We start from the raw sequence: 17,404 nt of genomic DNA, 5'->3' as shown, positions 1-17,404 counted from the left end.
GGCGACACCGCCGCCCCGGGGCGGATCGCGCGCTCCCGACAGCCGGGACCGCCAGGCGCCGAGGCTGGCGCCGCAGGGGGGATTCCGGCATGTCGATCGGTCTGCGTGGCGCACTCGTCCGGTGGTTCCTGGGCTTGCTCGTCGGCGTCGGCGTCGTCGCGACCCTGCTCGGCAAGCGCCGCCGGACGCCGGACGCGGCGCCCGACATCGCGTCCGCGACGCCGGCGCCGGCTGCGGTGCGTGGACGCGGCCTCGCCGTCGCGCTCCTCGCCCTGCTCTGCGGGATCGGGCTGATCCTCGCGTTCTACGGGCGCGACGGGATCCAGCGGCCCTTCCTGCCGGTGGCCTCGACGGCCGACGGTTCGGCCGCGCCCGCCCTGGCCAGCCGCGGCGACGCCCGCATGCCGGAGGATGGAACGCCGGCTTCGGGTGAGCCGACGGTGAAGGCCGAGGCCGGACGAGCAGCCGGCGCCCGCGGCGAGAATACCCTGCCCGCCGCGGAGCCGGTCGCGCCGACCTTCGAGACCCTCCGCATCGAACCGAACGGGGAGGCCGTCGTGGCGGGCCGATCGACGCCGAACGGCACCGTGACGCTGCTGGTTGACGGCAAGCCGACGGCGCAGGCGCTCGCCGACGCCGGAGGCCGGTTCGCGATCGTGCCGCCCGCCCTCCCGGCCGGCAACAGCGAGCTCGGGCTTGCCGTCACCGACGCCCAGGGCCGGATTCGCCGGTCCCAGGAAAGCGTCGCGGTGGCGGTCTCGCCCACGCGGGACGCGAAGCCGCTCGTGGCCTTGAGCGCGCCGGACGCGCCGACCCGGGTGCTGTCGCAACCGGACCCGGCCGCGACCGCGCGCGCCACCGGGCGAACGGATGCGCCCACCGCGACGGCCCGGCCTGGCGGCGACCGCGACGGCACGGGCGGAGGCCCCGCAAGCGCGGAGGCCACGCGGGGTGGTGGCGCAACCGTCGCCGGGGAGCCGGTGGCGGCGGCGCGGCCGGACGCGCCCGCCGCGGACCCGGCCGCGAACGCCGACCGAGTCAAGGTCGTCGGCATCGACGCGCAGGACGGGGGGCGGTTGTTCGTCACCGCCCGCTCGGCGCCGGGCTCGACGGTCCGGCTGTACCTCAACGACACCCTGATCGCCCCCGCCGCCGTCGGCCGCGACGGAACCGTGACCTTCACCATCGGGCGCGGCGTCGGGCCGGGGGCCTACAAGGTCCGGCTCGATCAGGTCGAGGCGCCCTCGGGCAAGGTCCGCAGCCGCGTGGAGGTGCCGTTCGCGATGCCGGCGCCCGCGCGCAAAGCCGGGACCGAGGCGGAGCCGAAGGCGGCGCACGCGCAGGCGGCGGACGAGTCCGACCGGACCGCGGTCACTCCCGCTTCACCAGGGCTCGCCGCCGAAACCCCGGCGGCGCGTGGGCCATCCGAGCCGGGCGGCGGCGCCGACGTGTTCGTTCCGGAGGTCAGGACCGCCACGATCGCGCGCGGCGACAGCCTATGGGAGATCAGCCGGCGCACCTACGGCGCGGGCGACCGGTACTCGGTGATCTACGACGCCAACCAGGACCAGATCCGCGATCCCGACCTGATCTATCCCGGGCAGATCTTCGTGCTGCCGAGCGAGGGCGCGCCCGAGGCCGGGCAGGCCGGGGAGCGCGGCTGACGGCCTGAGCGGGCTTTCGATCCCGGGCCTCGCCCGAACGGGCCGGTCCGCCTCAAGAATTGCTGGAACCGCGCGGGGACGACGCTGTTTCGCGCTTCGATTTCGCTGGTGATCGAGAAGGTGGGCCAAGGTGGTTGCGGGCGTCGACAGGCACGAGCTTCGGCAGATCGTCGCCGGCCTCAGCGAGGGGGTGATCCTGGTCGAGCCCGACCAGACCATCGCCTACGCCAACGCGGCCGCGCTGGCGATGCACGGGGCCGAGACGCTGGGCGAGCTCGGCGAGACCGTGGAGATCTACCGCGAGCGCTTCGCCCTGCGCTACCGCAACAACCACACCCCGAACCAGTACCCGATGGAGCGGGTCGTCTCCGGCGAGCGCTTCCACGACGTCATCGTCGACGTGAAGCGCACCGACCGGCCCGGCGTCGACTTCGTCCACTCGCTGCGCAGCCTGGTGGCGACCGACCGCGAGGGCACCCCGAGCTGCCTCGCCCTGATCCTCAAGGACGTCTCGGAGCAATTCGAGGCCGAGGACCGGTTCGAGACCACCTTCAACGCCAACCCGGCGCCGGCCGTGATCTGCCGGCTGTCGGACCTGCGCCACGTCAAGGTGAACGTCGGCTTCCTGGAGATGACCGGCTACACCCGCGACGCCGTGATCGGCCGCAGCGTCTACGAGGTCGACGTGCTGGCCAACGCCCGCAACCGCGACCTCGCGATCAACCGCCTCAACGAAGGCGCCACCATCCCGCAGATGGAGGCCTGCCTCGAGTTGCCGGACGGCGGCACCCGCTTCGTCATCGTCGCCGGCCAGCCGATGGAGCTCGGCGACGAGCCGTGCATGCTGTTCACCTTCGCCGACCTGGAGCTGCGCAAGAAGGCCGAGACCGCGCTCCGCCAGAGCGAGGAGCGCTTCGCCAAGGCGTTCCGCCTGACGCCGGTGCCGACGCTGATCGCGCGCGCCGAGGATTTCGCCGTCACCGGCGTGAACGAGGCCTTCGCCCGCGTCTTCGGCTACGCGGCCGACGCGATGGTGGGGCGCTCGCCCGACGAGATCGGCCTCTGGGTCCACGATGCGGCGCGGACCCGGTTCGAGACCGCGTTGCTGCGCACCGGCTTCGTACTCGGGCTCGAGGTCTGCCTGCGCCACCAGGACGGGACGAGCCTCGATTGCCTCGCCTCGGCCGAGCGCGTCGAGATCGGCGACACGGCCTTCGCCCTCATCGTCCTGCAGGACATCACCGCGCGCAAGCGCAGCGAGCGCGAGATGTTCGAGGCGGTCGAGGCGGCGATGGCCGACACGTCCTGGTTCAGCCGCGGGCTGATCGAGAAGCTCGCCAACCTGCGCCGGCCGGGCACCGACCACCGGGACGGCATCGCCCCGAACCTCACCGTGCGCGAGCGCCAGATCCTCGACCTGATCTGCCAGGGCCTAGGCGACGAGGCGATCGCGCAGCGCCTGAACCTGTCGCGCAACACGGTGCGGAACCACTCCGCCTCGCTCTACCGCAAGCTCAACGTCCACAAGCGCACGGAAGCGATCGTCTGGGGCCGGGACAACGGCTTCCCGTTGTCGCCGCCTGACAAAAAATGACCGTCCAACCAGTACGTCTGCATCATTGCCTCGCCGGATCGGCGGGCCATCTCAGGCTTCGACGTCATCCTGGCCGCCGCGGAGATCCAGCATGAGCACGCAGAAGACATCCGAGCACGCCGACAAGATCAAAGGCTCGGTCAGGGAGGCGATCGGCAAGCTGATCGGCGACGGAAAGGTCGAGACCGAAGGCAAGGATCAGCAGAAATTACCGAGCGACGGCGTGAAACCAAAGACCCGGTCCAAGCCGTAGCCTCACCCGTATCGCTCATTCCCCTCGAAAACCTAACGTAGGATAAGAACATCATGGTCGACACGGATCGGATCACGGGCGCCGCCAAGGAGTTCGGCGGCAAGGTGCAGGGCGCGGTCGGCGACCTCACCGGCTCGAAGCGCGACTCGGTCGAGGGCCGCGCCCGCGAGGCGCAGGGCGCCGCCGAGAACCTCTACGGCCAGGCCAAGGACACCGTCCGCGACGCCGCCGAGACGGTGGCCGACACCGCCCGCGACCTCGGCGGCCGCGTCCGCGACGCGGTCGGCAACCTCGTCGGGTCGGACGACGTCGAGGACCGCGCCCGCCGGGCGCAGGGCGCCGCCGAGGACGCCTACGACCGCGGCGAGCGCTACGTCCGCAGCGCCGGCGGCAAGGCCTACGACCGCGCCGGCGACGCCTACGAGGACGGCGCCCGCGCCCTGCGCCAGGGCGGCGGCGCAGCCACCGGTCGGATCGCCGAGCACCCCATCGCCGCGCTGCTGGTGGTCGGCCTCCTCGGCTACGGCCTCGGCCTCCTCATCCACGGCCGCGACTGACCCGCGGGGCCCAGGCGAACCGCGCCGCGGTCCGGCGGGCCTTCGCCCTTTCACGCCCTATCCATCACCCCCTCGAACGACCGACCTTCTCGGACGACCGACGACCCCGGAGTAGCCGTACCGTGACTTCCTCTCCCATCCTCGCGACCCCTTCCACCGTCCCGAACGCCGCCGCGGCCGACACCCGCACCGTCCTGCTGAACCAGGTCTCGTGGGGCGCGATCTTCGCCGGCGCCGTCACCGCCCTGGTGGCCCAGGTCGTCCTCAACATGGTCGGCGTCGGCGTCGGCCTGTCCAGCGTCGGCGGTCCCGCCGCCGACAACCCCGCCGCCTCGACCCTGTCGATGGGTGCCGGCCTCTGGTTCGTCGGGTCCGGCATCGTCGCGTCGCTGGCCGGCGGCCTCATCGCCGGGCGCCTCTCGGGCAAGCCCATCGCGGGGGCGGCCGGCCTGCACGGCCTCGTCTCCTGGGCGGTGACGACGCTGGTCGTGCTCTACCTGCTCAGCTCCGCCGTCGGCGGCATCGTCGGCGGCGCGTTCTCGGGCGTGACCAGCACGCTGGGCGGTGCCGGCTCGCTGGTCGGCGGCACCGTGCAGACCGCGGCCCAGGCGGCTGCCCCGTCGCTGGCGCAGATCTCGAACCCGCTCGACGGGATCGAGAAGTCGGTGCGTCAGCAGGCGGCCGGCCAGGACCCGCAGGCGCTGCGCGACGCCGCCGCCTCCGCGATCCGCGCCCTGCTCTCGGGCGACCCGGCGCAGAAGGCCCAGGCCGAGAACCGCGCCGCCGACGCGCTGGCCAAGGCCCAGGGCATTCCGGCCGACCAGGCCAAGACGCAGATTCAGGGCTACGAGAAGCAGTACGAGGCGGCGCTCGCCGACGCCAAGCAGAAGGCCAAGGTCGCCGCCGAGGCCACCCGCAGCGCCGCCACCCAGGGCGCGTTCTACGGTGCCCTGGCGCTGATCCTCGGTGCGCTCGCCGGCTTCCTCGGCGGCCGCTTCGGCGCCCCGAAGCTGCCGACCCTCGTCGCCGGCTACGCCCCCCGCCGCGCCTGAGCCCCACCCGGCCGGCCCATACGGCCGGCCGGGACCGATCGCCCACGCCACTCACCCTATTCTCTCGAAAGGAGCCATCCGATGAGCAGCACCACGGACAAGCTGAAGGGCCTCGCCAACGAGGCGGCCGGCAACGTCAAGCAGGCCGCCGGCAAGATCACGGGCAACGACGGGCTCGTCGTCGAGGGTAAGGCGCAGGAGCTCAAGGGCGAGGCCCAGCGCACCGTCGGCGAGGCCAAGGACGACGTGTCGTCCCTGGTCGACAAGGCGACCGGCAAGCGCTGAAAGCCCACCGGCAAGCGCTGAACCCGAACGCCCTGGCCCGAAACACGGTGGGCGACCGAGCCGACGGCCCGGCCGCCCCCGACATCGTCGAATGCAGGAGAATCCCATGAACGGCGACCAGATCCGCGGTGCATCGCGCCACATCAAAGGCCGTGCCCAGACCGCGCTGGGCGGCCTCACCGGCGACCCGGCCCGCCAGGTCCGCGGCGCCGTCAACCAGGTGGCCGGCGGCGCGCAATACGCCTACGGCCGCGCCCGCGACCGTGCCGAGGATCTCCTCGACGACGGACGCGACCTCGCCCACGCGGCGCAGGACCGCGCCGGCCACTGGATCGAAGAGGGCCGCGGCGTCGCCCGCCACGCCCGCAAGCGCGGGACCGCCTACGGCCGCAGCGCCCTGCGATACGCCGACGACCACCGCAGCTCCGCCCTGCTCGGCCTCGCCGCCGTCGCCTTCGCGGTCGGCTGGCTGTCGCGCTCCAGGGACTGAAACGACGGGGCGAGCGTCCTTCGCCCTAGGCGCGGGCGCCGCCCCGGTTGGTCCATCGAGGCCGGCCGAGTCCGCGCGCCGCCCCCGACGCACAAGAACGCGCCATCATCAGGAGACGATCACGATGAAGCTGTCCCTCGCCCTCGCCGCCGCCGTCGCGGCCACCCTGGTCGGGCTGCCGGCTGAGGCGGCGCCGGCTCCCGCCGCCCCGATCGCGGCGCTCGCGCACGGCGACCTCCCGACCGGGTACGTCCAGTACCGCCGGTTCGGCCATCGCTACGGCTGGCGCGGCGGCCGCGGCTACGGCCGGAGCTACGGCTACGGTCGCGGCTACGGCTATCGCCGGGGTCCCGGCGTCGGCGCCGCGGTCGGCGCGGGCGTGGCGGGCCTTGCGGCCGGCGCGATCATCGGCGGCGCCATCGCCAACTCGCAGGCGCAGGCCGCGCCGGTGGTGGTGCAGGGCGGACCGAACCCCGAGGCGGTGGCCGCCTGCGCCCGCCGCTTCCGCTCCTACGACGCATCGAGCGGGACCTATCTCGGCAACGACGGCGACCGCCACCCCTGCCCGTGATCGCCCATCCCGCCGGACCCACATGCGCGACGGGTCCGGCCCGATGACGCCCTGGCTTCGTCCGTCGCTTCGACGTCTGGTGCCTTTTCGAGCCCGCAGCGTTTCCCTAGAGCATTTTCAAGCGAGGTGGATGCCGGCTCGCGTGAAGAAAATACGACTACACAGTCAGTTAGAGCATTTTCCGTGATCCGGTGATCATGGAAAATGCTCTAGGCCACCGCCCGGACCTTCCACCTTCTCAACCGACAAGGACGACCGATGAGCAAGGGCTATCCCTCGATGACCGCGCTGCTGGGCCTGCTGGCCGTGGCCGGCTACCAGAACCGCGACAAGATCGCGGAGCTGCTGAAGGGCCACGACACGGTGCCGAGCCATGACACCGTGCCGAACGCTGGCACCGTCCCGCGCGTCCCCAACACCACGGCGACCGGGACCTCTGCCTCCGGCAACGGCCTCGGCACCTTGGGCAGCCTCCTCGGCGGCGTCGGCACGGCCGGCGTCGGCGGGCTCATCGCCAGCGGCCTGAGCGAGCTGGTGGACCACTTCACCAAGGGCGGCCACGGCGAGGCCGCCAGCTCCTGGGTCAACCAGGGCCCCAACCGCGACATCCGCGAGGCCGACCTCGAGCGCGCCATCGGTCCGGACACCCTCGACCACCTGACTCAGCAGACCGGCCTGAGCCGGTCGGCGCTGCTGGCCCGCCTCTCGCGTGAGCTTCCCTCGGCCATCGACCGCTACGCCGCCGACGGCCGCAGCCCGGCCTGAACCCGTCGGGTTCGCGGCGGGTCCTCCGACGACCGCATCCGGCCTCCATGCCGGGTGCGGTCTTTTTCGTTCCCTGGCCCGTCGTGCGAGGCAGGGAGGGGCGGCATGCGCCCGTCACCGCCAACCGAGCAGCACGACGTAGCCGGAATAGGTGAGGGCGGTGGCCATCAGGGCGAGCGCGATCGGATCCATCGCGGCCGGATAGCGGCGTCGCGGGCGCCCGGCCACCACGCGATCCGCCGCAGCGGCGGGATGACCCCGGCCCGGCGGCGTGATCGAGGACGTTTGGAAAAACAGGGCCGGCGCCTTCGAGCGACGGCCCTGCAAAGGGCCGCTCAAGCGGCCTGCATCAGCACGAAGTCGTCGGGCACCGCGTCGGTGTGGACGTCGAACTGCGCCAGCAGCGCCGTGCCGAAGCTCGTCGAGATCGCGACGTCGGTGGCGTCGCGGCCGCGCGCGATCACGATGCGGCCGATCCGGCGGGCGTCGTGGCGGGCGTCGAACGTGTACCAGCGGCCGCCGGTCGGGCCGTCGAGGTAGACCTCGAACCAGGCCGAGAAGTCCATCGGGTTGATGTCCACCGGCACGCCGATGTCGCCGAGATAGCCGGTGCAGTAGCGCGCCGGGATGTTCATGCAGCGGCACAGGGCGACGGCGAGATGCGCGTAGTCGCGGCAGACGCCGACCTGCTGGTTGTAGCCGTCGAAGGCCGAGCGGGTGGCGTCGGCGAGCTGGTAGTCGAAGCGGATGCGCTGGTGCACCCAGGTGACGATCGCCTGGACCCGGGCCCAGCCCTCCGGCGTCGTGCCGAACAGCGACCACGCGATGGCGGAGAGCTTGTCGGTCTCGCAGTAGCGCGAGCCCAGCAGGAACACGAGCACGTCGTCGGGCAGGTCCTGCACCGCGAATTGCCGCGCGGTCGGCTCGTAGGCGTCGAGCTCGCCGCTGTCGGCGATCAGGAAGTCGGCCGAAACCGTGACGCGCCCGCCCGGCGACAGCAGGCGCACGCAGGTGTTGCCGAACGCGTCGGTGTAGGTCCGCATCGGCACCGGGGGGTCGACCCGCATCGCGTCCGAGGTGAGCAGGTCGATGGCCCGCGAGGGGTGGACGTTGAGCTGGTAGGTGAGCGGCGTCGGCCCGAACGTGTCGTAGCCGATCGTGTAGCCGGTCCGGATCTTCATCGAGCGCCCCGCCGCAAGGAGGAAAGAGTTTCCAAATATCGGTAGAGGTGTTTGTTCCTGAAGCGGAAGTCCCAGGAAAGGCATTCGGCGCCCAAAGAGTCGGCAAATGGCGCGGAACCGTCGTTCCGGGCGCCGAACCCGCGACGCGCGCCGGCCGGGGGCCGGCAAGGAGCCTGCAAGAGGCCGGAAACGCGTCGCCGGCGCCGGCTCATTCCGCGGCTTCCTCGTAGCTGTCCGGGGCCGGGCAGGAGCACATCAGGTTGCGGTCGCCGTAGGCGTTGTCGACGCGGTTGACCGGCGGCCAGTACTTGTCGATGCCGCGTGCGCCCGACGGGAAGCAGGCGGCCTCGCGGGAATAGGGCCGCTCCCAGGCGCCGATCAGGTCCTGCACCGTGTGGGGGGCGTTCTTGAGCGGGTTGTTCGCCCGGTCGATCCGCCCGTCCTCGATGGCGCGGATCTCATCGCGAATCGCCAGCATCGCGTCGCAGAACCGGTCGATCTCGGCCTTGGTCTCGGATTCGGTCGGCTCGATCATCAGCGTGCCGGCCACCGGCCAGCTCATGGTCGGCGGGTGGAAGCCGCAATCGATCAGGCGCTTGGCGACGTCCTCCACCGTGACGCCGGCGCTCTTCTGGAAGGGGCGCACGTCGACGATGCATTCGTGCGCGACCCGGCCGTTCGCGCCGGCATAGAGGATCGGGTAGGCGTGCCCGAGCCGGGCGGCGATGTAGTTGGCGTTGAGGATCGCGACCCGCGTCGCCTGGGCGAGGCCGCGCCCGCCCATCATCAGGCAGTAGCTCCACGAGATCGGCAGGATCGAGGCCGAGCCGTAGGGGGCAGCCGACACCGCGCCCTCCGTGCCCGAGCGCGGGTCGGAGGGCAGGAACGGGATCAGGTGCGCCTTGACGCCGATCGGCCCCATGCCCGGCCCGCCGCCGCCATGCGGGATGCAGAAGGTCTTGTGCAGGTTCAGGTGGCTCACGTCCGCCCCGATGTCGCCGGGCCGCGCCAGGCCCACCAGCGCGTTGAGGTTGGCGCCGTCGAGGTAGACCTGGCCGCCATGGGCGTGGACCACGTCGCAGAGCTCGCGCACCCGCGCCTCGAACACCCCGTGGGTCGAGGGATAGGTGATCATGCAGGCGGCGAGGTGTCCGGAATGCCGCTCGGCCTTGGCGCGGAAGTCTTCCACGTCGATGTTGCCGTCGGCGTCGGCGCCGACCACCACCACGCTCATCCCGCACATCTGCGCCGAGGCCGGGTTGGTGCCGTGGGCCGAGGACGGGATCAGGCAGATCGTCCGGTGCGCCTCGCCGCGGGACAGGTGGTAGCGCCGGATCGCCAGCAGCCCGGCGTATTCGCCCTGCGCGCCCGAGTTCGGCTGCATCGAGATCGCGTCGTAGCCGGTGATCGCGCAGAGCTTGTCGGAGAGGTCGCCGATCAGCGCGTGGTAGCCCGCCGCCTGGTCGGCCGGCACGAACGGATGGATCTCGGAGAATTCCGGCCAGGAGATCGGCAGCATCTCGGCGGTGGCGTTGAGCTTCATCGTGCAGGAGCCGAGCGGGATCATCGCCCGGTCGAGCGCCAGGTCGCGGTCGGCGAGGCGGCGCATGTAGCGCGTCATCTCGCTCTCGGCCCGGTTCATGTGGAAGACCGGGTGGGTGAGGTAGGCCGAGGTGCGCACCAGCGCCTCGGGGAGGCGCGGCTCGGGCCAGGCCTCGTCGTAGGCCGGGTCGTCGGCGCCGAAGGCGCGCCACACCGCCTGGAGGATGTCGGGGCGGGTGCGCTCGTCCACCGTGATGCCGATGCGGTCGTCGCCGACCTTGCGCAGGTTGACCCCGTTGGCGACCGCGCGCGCCAGGAACACCCCCTGGAACGCCCCGACCCGGACGGTGATCGTGTCGAAGAAGTGCTCGGGCTCGACCGCAAAGCCCAGGTCCGCGAGCCCCCTGCCGAGGCGCACCGCGTCGCGGTGGACGCGCTGGGCGATGGCCTTCAGCCCGGCCGGGCCGTGGAACACCGCGTACATCGAGGCGATGACGGCGAGCAGCACCTGCGCGGTGCAGATGTTCGAGGTCGCCTTCTCCCGGCGGATGTGCTGCTCGCGGGTCTGCAGCGCGAGGCGGTAGGCGCGGCGGCCGTGGGCGTCGACCGAGACGCCGACGAGGCGGCCGGGCAGCGCCCGCTTGTGCGCGTCGCGCGTCGCCATGTAGGCGGCGTGCGGGCCGCCGAACCCCATCGGCACGCCGTAGCGCTGCATCGAGCCGATCGCGACGTCGGCGCCCATCTCGCCGGGCGATTTGAGCAGCGTCAGCGCCAGCGGGTCGGCGGCGACCGCGGCGATGGCGCCGGCCGCGTGCAGGGCCGCGATCGGCCCCGAAAAGTCGTGGATTGCGCCGCCGACCCCCGGGTACTGGAAGATCGCCCCGAAGACCTCGGCCGGATCGAGGTCGGCGAAGGGGCAGCCGACGACGACGCGCCAGCCCATGGGCGCCGCCCGCGTCTTCAGCACGGCGATGGTCTGGGGCAGGCAGTCGCGATCGACGAAGAAGGCGTCGGCCTTCGAGGCCGCGACGCGGCGGGCGAGGCCCATCGCCTCGGCCGCCGCGGTGGCCTCGTCCAGCAGCGAGGCGTTGGCGACGTCGAGGCCGGTGAGGTCGCAGACCAGGGTCTGGAAGTTGATCAGGGCCTCGAGCCGCCCCTGGCTGATCTCCGGCTGGTAGGGCGAATACGCCGTGTACCAGGCCGGGTTCTCGAAGATGTTGCGCTGGATCGCCGGCGGCATCGTCGTGCCGTGATAGCCCTGGCCGATCAGCGAGACGAGGACGCGGTTGCGGTCGGCGATCTCGCGCATCCGCTCGATCGCCCGGCGCTCGGTGACGGCGGGGCCGAAGGCGTCCTCCTCCGCCAGCGGCTGCGCCTGCCGGATGTCGGGGGGCAGCGTCTCGTCGATCAGGGCCTCCAGGCTCGGCGCCCCGACGGCGGCGAGCATCGCGTCGATCTCGGCCTGCGTCGGGCCGATGTGGCGGCGGTTGGCGAAGTCGTAGGGGTCGTAATGCGCGGTCATGGCGGCGTCCCGGCTCGGAGTGGGCCTTTGGAAGGGCGAAGGGCCGCCGGCGCATCGCAGGCGGTTGTTTCGGCAGGCGGCTACTTCGGCAAGGCGGCTACTTCGGCAAGGCGGCGTAGGCGGCCTCGTCCATCAGCCCGTCCATCTCGGACGGGTCGTCGAGGCGCAGGCGGTAGAGCCAGCCGGCCCCTTGCGGATCGGTGCCCACCGTCGCCGGGTCCGCGACCGCCGCGTCGTTGACCGCGACGACCTCGCCCGAGAGCGGCGCGTAGACGTCGGAGGCCGCCTTCACCGACTCGACCACCGCCGCCGCCTCGCCCTTGGCGAGCCGGGCCCCGACCTTCGGCAGCTCGATGAAGACGAGGTCGCCGAGCTGCTCGGCGGCATGCGCCGTGATGCCGACGGTGACGACCGCGCCCTCCGCCTTCAGCCACTCGTGCTCGTCGGTGAATCGCAACATGCCTTGGCTCCTGAGGGATGGGGAGGGCGGGCCGGATCAGCCGCGCTTGAATCCGGCCGGGACGAAGGGGAGGGGGACGACCTGGACGGGCAGGCGCTGGCCGCGGACCTCGGCGAGGAGGCGGGTGCCGGCGGCAGCCAGCGCTATGGGCAGCATCGCCATCGCCACCGGCGCGCCGAGGCTCGGCCCGAAGCCGCCGGAGGTCACGATGCCGACGGGCTCGGGCGCGGCGGCGTCGGCAAACAGCGGCGCCCCGGCGCGCACGGGGCTGCGCCCCTCCGGGCGCAGGCCGACGCGGCGGCGGGGCGGGCCGGCGGCGATCTCGGCGAGGATGCGGGCCGCGCCCGGGAACCCGCCTTCGCGCGCCCCGCCGGCACGGCGGACGGACGGGATCGCCCAGGCCAGCCCGGCCTCAGTAGGCGTGGTGCCGGGGCCGATGTCGGACCCGTGCAGGCACAGGCCCGCTTCGAGCCGCAGGGAATCGCGGGCGCCGAGCCCGGCCGGCATCACGGACCCGTCCGCGAGCAAGGCCTCGGCCAGGGCCTCGGCGGCGAAGCCCGGCACCGAGATCTCGAAGCCGTCCTCGCCGGTGTAGCCGGAGCGGGTCACGAGGCAGTCCTGGCCGAGGATCGGGATGTCGGCGGCGTCCATGAAGCGCATCGCCGCCACCTCCGGGGCGAGGCGGGCGAGCGCGGCCTCCGCCGCCGGGCCCTGGAGCGCGACGAGCGCCCGGTCGAGCGGGGTCGCCGTCACCGCGGCGGGCAGGTTGGCCCGCAGATGCGCGAGGTCGGCCGCCTTGTTGGCCGCGTTGACCACCAGCACCAGCCGGTCGCCGAACCGGGCCACCATCAGGTCGTCGCGGATGCCGCCGGCGGCGTCGGTCAGCAGGCCGTAGCGCTGGCGGCCGGACCTCAGCCCGAGGATGTCGGCCGGGATCAGGGCTTCGAGGGCGCGGGCGGCGTCCGCCGGGTCGTCCGCGTGAAGCGCGATCTGGCCCATGTGGGAGACGTCGAACAGGCCGGCGCCGGCGCGGGTGTGGAGGTGCTCTTTCAGCAGCCCGGCGGGATAGTGCAGCGGCATGTCGTAGCCGGAGAAAGGCACCATCCGCGCGCCGCGGCGCAGGTGCAGGGCATGCAGCGGGGTGCGCCGCGGCCCGGATGCGAGGGTGTCGTCGAAGGTCCCGAAGGTATCCGCATGCATCTGGTGATTCCACGACACGAGCCGCCGAGGAACGCGGTCGCGCGCCTCGGTTGCCCCCATCTGTCGCGGTTACCTGAGAGCTTCCCCCGGACGCCGCGTCGGCGGCCTCCAAGGTTTCTCCTTCGGTGGACGCCAGGCGGCGCCTCTCTCCAGATTGTCCAACGATACGGTGATTGTGCCTGAGAGTTTCCGGGGGTGGTTGCTCCGTCGGCGCCATAACCGGTCGTCGGACCGGCCTGGGCTCTCCCGTATCGCTTTATGCGGACGCCGTCAGACTGGCATGCCTCTCAAGGGCCGGCAAGCGGCAAGCCGACAACGGGCCTTCGCTGTCACGCTTCTCGTCCGGGAGAGGGGTGTCATCGGCCGGGGAATGTTCGGGGCGCCCTCGAAAACGCGATGGACGGCGCCGACGCTTCCGGCGATACATCCTGCCAAAGATGCAGGGGAGGGTTGCGTTTGGCACAGGACATCATCCTGTCCACCACTGGGTTGACCAAGGAGTTCAAGGGGTTCCGCGCGGTCAACGGCGTGACGCTCGAAGTCGTGCGCGGCACGATCCACGCGCTGATCGGCCCGAACGGCGCCGGCAAGACGACCTGTTTCAACCTGCTCACCAAGTTCCTCAGCCCGACCGCCGGGGCGATCCACTACAAGGGCCGCGACATCAGCCGCCTGCAGCCGGCCGACGTCGCCCGGCTGGGGCTGGTGCGCTCGTTCCAGATCTCGGCGGTGTTCCCGCACCTCACGGTGATGGAGAACGTCCGCATCGCGCTTCAGCGGCGCAAGCACGGCGATTCGTTCGACTTCTGGCGGGCCGAGAAGGTGCTGCGCCGCCTCGACGCCGAGGCGCTGGACCTCGTCGACCAGGTCGGCTTGTCGGCGTTCTCCGGGCACCAGGCGGTGGAGCTGTCCTACGGCCGCAAGCGCGCGCTCGAGATCGCGACGACCCTGGCCCTCGATCCCGAAATGCTGCTGCTCGACGAGCCGATGGCCGGGATGGGCCACGAGGACGTCGAGCGCACCGCGAGCCTGATCCGCCGCGTCGGCAAGGACCGCACCATCCTGATGGTCGAGCACAACCTGTCGGTGGTGGCCTCGCTCTCGGACCGGATCACCGTGCTCGCCCGGGGCCAGGTGCTGGCGGAGGGCGACTACGCCACCGTGTCGAAGGATCCGCGCGTGATCGAAGCGTATATCGGGGCCGGGCATGGCTGAGGCAGGCATGGCTGAGACAGGCTTGGCTGAGGCGGCTTTGAAGACCGTGCCGCGCGCGGTCCCGGACGCCCTCCTGGCGGTGCGGGGCCTGAAGGGCTGGTACGGCGAGAGCCATGTGCTCCACGGCATCGACCTCGACGTGCGGGCCGGCGAGGTGGTGACGCTGCTCGGCCGCAACGGGGCGGGCAAGACCACGACCCTGCGCGCCATCATTGGCATCCTCGGCCGCCGCGCCGGCTCGATCACCTACGAGGGCGTCGAGACGATCGCGATGGCCTCGCGCAACATCGCGCGGCTCGGCCTCGGCTACGTGCCGGAGGAGCGCGGGATCTTCGCGAGCCTGACGGTCGCCGAGAACCTGATGCTGCCGCCGGTGGTGAAGCCCGGCGGCATGTCGGTGGCCGAGATCCACACCCTGTTCCCGAACCTCAAGGAGCGGGCCGGCAGCCAGGGCACCAAGCTCTCTGGCGGCGAGCAGCAGATGCTTGCCATCGGCCGCATCCTGCGCACCGGCGCCAAGCTGATCCTGCTCGACGAGCCGACCGAGGGGCTCGCCCCCGTCATCGTCCAGCAGATCGGCCGGACGATCCGCGAGCTGAAGGGGCGCGGCTACACCATCGTGCTCGTCGAACAGAACTTCCGCTTCGCCCAGACGCTGGCCGACCGCCACGTGGTGATCGAGCAGGGGCGGGTGGTCGACGAGATCGCCAACGACGCGCTTGACGCCAATATCGACAAGCTCCACGCCTACCTCGGGGTCTGAAACACCCCGGGCACCGACGGACTCATCAGTCCGAATACGAAGAGAAGCGCGCCGAACAAGGTCTGGCGACGGACGGGCATTCAGCCCCGACGCGCAAAACGGCCGGCGCACCGAGGAGGACGGACCGGATGCTGAGACGAATGCTGCTTGCCGCCGCGCTGGGGACCCTGACGACGGCGGCCGCGCAAGCCCAGACCCCCGTCAAGATCGGCGTGCTCACCGACCGCTCCGGCGTCTACGCCGACATCGCGGGCGAAGGTTCGCTCGTGGCCGCCCGGATGGCGGTGGAAGACTTCAAGGCCGCCGACAAGGGCCTCAAGGTCGAGGTCATCGCCGCCGACCACCAGAACAAGCCCGACGTCGGCTCGGCGATCGCGCGGCAATGGTACGACCGCGACGGCGTCGACATGATCATCGACGGCGTGACCTCCTCCGTGGCCCTGGCGATCAACCAGGTCACCAAGGAGAAGAACAAGACCTTCATCGACACCGGCGCCGGCACCGCCGACCTCACCGGCGTGCAATGCACCCCCAACACCGTCCACTGGGTCTACGACACCGTGGCGCTCGCCAACGGTACCGGCGGCGCCATGGTCAAGCGCGGCGGCGACACCTGGTTCTTCCTCGCCGCCGACTACGTCTTCGGCCAGACGCTCCAGCGCGACACCACCACGGTCGTCACCAAGAACGGCGGCAAGGTCGTCGGCTCGGTCAAGACCCCGTTCCCGACCGCCGACTTCTCCTCGTTCCTGCTGCAGGCGCAGGGGTCGGGCGCCAAGGTGATCGGTCTGGCCAACGCCGGGGCCGACACCATCAACGCGATCAAGCAGGCCGGCGAGTTCGGCATCACCGAGGGCGGCCAGGCGCTGGCCGGCCTCCTCGTCTTCTCCTCCGACGTGCATTCGCTCGGCACCAAGGTGGCGCAGGGCCTGGTCCTGACCGAGCCGTTCTACTGGGACCTCACCGACGCCACCCGCGAATTCTCGGACCGGTTCGCCAAGCAGATGGGCGGCAAGAAGCCGACCGCCAACCATGCCGGCGTCTACGCGGGCACGCTGCACTACCTCAAGGCGGTCGAGGCCCTGAAGGCGTCCTCCGACGGCGCCAAGGTGGTCGCCAAGATGAAGGAGATGCCGACCGACGACCCGCTGTTCGGCAAGGGCACGATCCGCGTCGACGGGCGCAAGATCCACGACATGTACCTGTTCGAGGTCAAGAAGCCCGCCGAGTCCAAGGGCGAGTGGGACCTCTACAAGACGCTGGCCACCATCCCCGGCAACGAGGTGTTCCGCCCGCTGAACGAGGGCGGATGCCCCCTCGTGAAGGGTTGAGCGTGTGAGGCACCCCCGCGGCGCGCGGCGCGCCGCGGGGTCGGAACAGGCGATGGCTGAGTTGCGATGACCACGATCTTCGGCGTTCCGATGCAGGCGCTGTTCGGCCAGCTCCTGCTCGGGCTGATCAACGGCTCGTTCTACGCGATCCTCAGCCTCGGGCTGGCGATCATCTTCGGGCTCCTGAACATCATCAACTTCGCCCACGGGGCGCTGTACATGATGGGCGCCTTCGTCGCCTGGATGCTGCTCAACTACCTCGGGGTGAACTACTGGTGGGCGCTGGGGCTCGCGCCGCTGATCGTCGGCGCCTTCGGCATCGTGCTGGAGCGGGTGCTGATCGCGCGGCTGTACAAGCTCGACCACCTCTACGGCCTGCTGCTGACCTTCGGCATGGCGCTGATCATCCAGGGGCTGTTCCGCAACTCCTACGGCGTCTCGGGCCTGCCCTACGCGATCCCGCCGGAACTGTCGGGCGGCCAGCGCCTGCCGTTCATGTTCCTGCCGAACTACCGCGCCTGGGTCGTGGTCGCGTCGCTGGCCGTGTGCCTGGCCACCTGGCTCGTCATCGAGAAGACCAAGCTCGGCTCGTACCTGCGCGCGGCCACCGAGAACCCGACGCTGGTCCAGGCCTTCGGCGTCAACGTGCCCCTGTTCCTGACCCTGACCTACGGGTTCGGCGTCGCGCTCGCGGGCTTCGCCGGGGTGCTCGCCGCGCCGATCTACTCGGTCAACCCCAACATGGGCGCCGACATCATCATCGTGGTCTTCGCCGTGGTGGTGATCGGCGGCATGGGCTCGATCCTCGGCTCGGTCATCACCGGCTTCGGCCTCGGGCTGATCGAGGGGCTGACCAAGGTGTTCTACCCCGAGGCCTCGGCCACCGTCATCTTCGTGATCATGGTGCTGGTGCTGCTGGTGAAGCCCGCCGGCCTGTTCGGCCGGACGGCATGATTCTC

General features: G+C 71.5%; 17 protein-coding genes and 1 riboswitch. Of the genes, 13 read left to right on the top strand and 4 right to left on the bottom strand.

Annotation, left to right across the window (positions count from 1 at the left end; translation table 11 throughout):
* Window positions 1-89: 89 nt before the first annotated feature.
* The 9 genes from FV226_RS08730 to FV226_RS08690 all read left to right on the top strand — a co-directional run bounded on the left by FV226_RS08730 (window position 90) and on the right by FV226_RS08690 (window position 7,231).
* Entirely contained in the window at window positions 90-1,664 is a 1,575-nt protein-coding gene (locus FV226_RS08730) for a LysM peptidoglycan-binding domain-containing protein (RefSeq protein WP_147762602.1), read from the top strand.
* Window positions 1,665-1,794: 130 nt separating this feature from the next.
* Window positions 1,795-3,258, top strand: a complete 1,464-nt coding sequence (locus FV226_RS08725) for a helix-turn-helix transcriptional regulator (RefSeq protein ID WP_147762601.1) — start codon at window positions 1,795-1,797, stop codon at window positions 3,256-3,258.
* A 91-nt stretch (window positions 3,259-3,349) separates the two neighbouring features.
* Window positions 3,350-3,511: a CsbD family protein gene (locus FV226_RS08720; protein ID WP_147754002.1), complete on the top strand. Its 162-nt coding sequence runs from the start codon at window positions 3,350-3,352 to the stop codon at window positions 3,509-3,511.
* Between the two features lie 53 nt (window positions 3,512-3,564).
* Window positions 3,565-4,068: a CsbD family protein gene (locus tag FV226_RS08715; protein WP_147762600.1), complete on the top strand. Its 504-nt coding sequence runs from the start codon at window positions 3,565-3,567 to the stop codon at window positions 4,066-4,068.
* Window positions 4,069-4,190: 122 nt separating this feature from the next.
* The gene (locus tag FV226_RS08710; RefSeq protein WP_147762599.1) at window positions 4,191-5,120 is read left to right on the top strand and encodes a PhnA-like protein; all 930 of its coding nucleotides are present in this window, start codon (window positions 4,191-4,193) and stop codon (window positions 5,118-5,120) included.
* Between the two features lie 81 nt (window positions 5,121-5,201).
* Entirely contained in the window at window positions 5,202-5,405 is a 204-nt protein-coding gene (locus FV226_RS08705) for a CsbD family protein (RefSeq protein ID WP_147762598.1), read from the top strand.
* A gap of 106 nt (window positions 5,406-5,511) precedes the next feature.
* On the top strand, window positions 5,512-5,895 hold the full coding sequence (locus FV226_RS08700) for a CsbD family protein (RefSeq protein WP_147754005.1): 384 nt from the start codon (window positions 5,512-5,514) through the stop codon (window positions 5,893-5,895).
* Between the two features lie 124 nt (window positions 5,896-6,019).
* Entirely contained in the window at window positions 6,020-6,466 is a 447-nt protein-coding gene (locus FV226_RS08695; protein WP_147762597.1) for a BA14K family protein, read from the top strand.
* Between the two features lie 258 nt (window positions 6,467-6,724).
* The gene (locus FV226_RS08690) at window positions 6,725-7,231 is read left to right on the top strand and encodes a YidB family protein (RefSeq protein WP_147762596.1); all 507 of its coding nucleotides are present in this window, start codon (window positions 6,725-6,727) and stop codon (window positions 7,229-7,231) included.
* Between the two features lie 335 nt (window positions 7,232-7,566).
* On the opposite strand, the gene FV226_RS08685 is transcribed toward FV226_RS08690, so the two are convergent.
* The 4 genes from FV226_RS08685 to gcvT all read right to left on the bottom strand — a co-directional run bounded on the left by FV226_RS08685 (window position 7,567) and on the right by gcvT (window position 13,136).
* Entirely contained in the window at window positions 7,567-8,412 is an 846-nt protein-coding gene (locus FV226_RS08685) for a transglutaminase family protein (protein WP_147754008.1), read from the bottom strand.
* Between the two features lie 208 nt (window positions 8,413-8,620).
* On the bottom strand, window positions 8,621-11,476 hold the full coding sequence (gcvP, locus tag FV226_RS08680) for an aminomethyl-transferring glycine dehydrogenase (RefSeq protein WP_147762595.1): 2,856 nt from the start codon (window positions 11,474-11,476) through the stop codon (window positions 8,621-8,623).
* A gap of 97 nt (window positions 11,477-11,573) precedes the next feature.
* Window positions 11,574-11,936 carry a glycine cleavage system protein GcvH gene (gene gcvH / locus FV226_RS08675; RefSeq protein WP_147762594.1) on the bottom strand — a complete coding sequence of 121 codons (363 nt, stop codon included), beginning with the start codon at window positions 11,934-11,936 and terminating at the stop codon, window positions 11,574-11,576.
* A gap of 36 nt (window positions 11,937-11,972) precedes the next feature.
* The gene (gene gcvT / locus FV226_RS08670) at window positions 11,973-13,136 is read right to left on the bottom strand and encodes a glycine cleavage system aminomethyltransferase GcvT (RefSeq protein WP_147762593.1); all 1,164 of its coding nucleotides are present in this window, start codon (window positions 13,134-13,136) and stop codon (window positions 11,973-11,975) included.
* Window positions 13,137-13,293: 157 nt separating this feature from the next.
* Window positions 13,294-13,395: riboswitch (glycine riboswitch) on the bottom strand.
* Window positions 13,396-13,592: 197 nt separating this feature from the next.
* Here gcvT and FV226_RS08665 point away from each other — a divergent pair.
* The 4 genes from FV226_RS08665 (at window position 13,593) to FV226_RS08650 (ending at window position 17,399) form a co-directional block, all read left to right on the top strand.
* Window positions 13,593-14,351 carry an ABC transporter ATP-binding protein gene (locus FV226_RS08665; protein ID WP_147752112.1) on the top strand — a complete coding sequence of 253 codons (759 nt, stop codon included), beginning with the start codon at window positions 13,593-13,595 and terminating at the stop codon, window positions 14,349-14,351.
* Window positions 14,352-14,373: 22 nt separating this feature from the next.
* Window positions 14,374-15,114: an ABC transporter ATP-binding protein gene (locus FV226_RS08660; protein ID WP_147762617.1), complete on the top strand. Its 741-nt coding sequence runs from the start codon at window positions 14,374-14,376 to the stop codon at window positions 15,112-15,114.
* A gap of 128 nt (window positions 15,115-15,242) precedes the next feature.
* Window positions 15,243-16,445, top strand: coding sequence for an ABC transporter substrate-binding protein (locus FV226_RS08655; protein ID WP_147762592.1), 1,203 nt, complete (start codon window positions 15,243-15,245; stop codon window positions 16,443-16,445).
* A 66-nt stretch (window positions 16,446-16,511) separates the two neighbouring features.
* Window positions 16,512-17,399, top strand: a complete 888-nt coding sequence (locus tag FV226_RS08650) for a branched-chain amino acid ABC transporter permease (RefSeq protein WP_147752108.1) — start codon at window positions 16,512-16,514, stop codon at window positions 17,397-17,399.
* The last annotated feature ends 5 nt before the right edge of the window (window positions 17,400-17,404 follow it).

Source organism: Methylobacterium sp. WL12 (assembly GCF_008039475.1).
Lineage (GTDB): Bacteria > Pseudomonadota > Alphaproteobacteria > Rhizobiales > Beijerinckiaceae > Methylobacterium > Methylobacterium cerastii.
The sequence above is the reverse complement of the archived record's forward strand: the minus strand, read 5'-3'. Positions and strand labels throughout refer to the sequence as shown.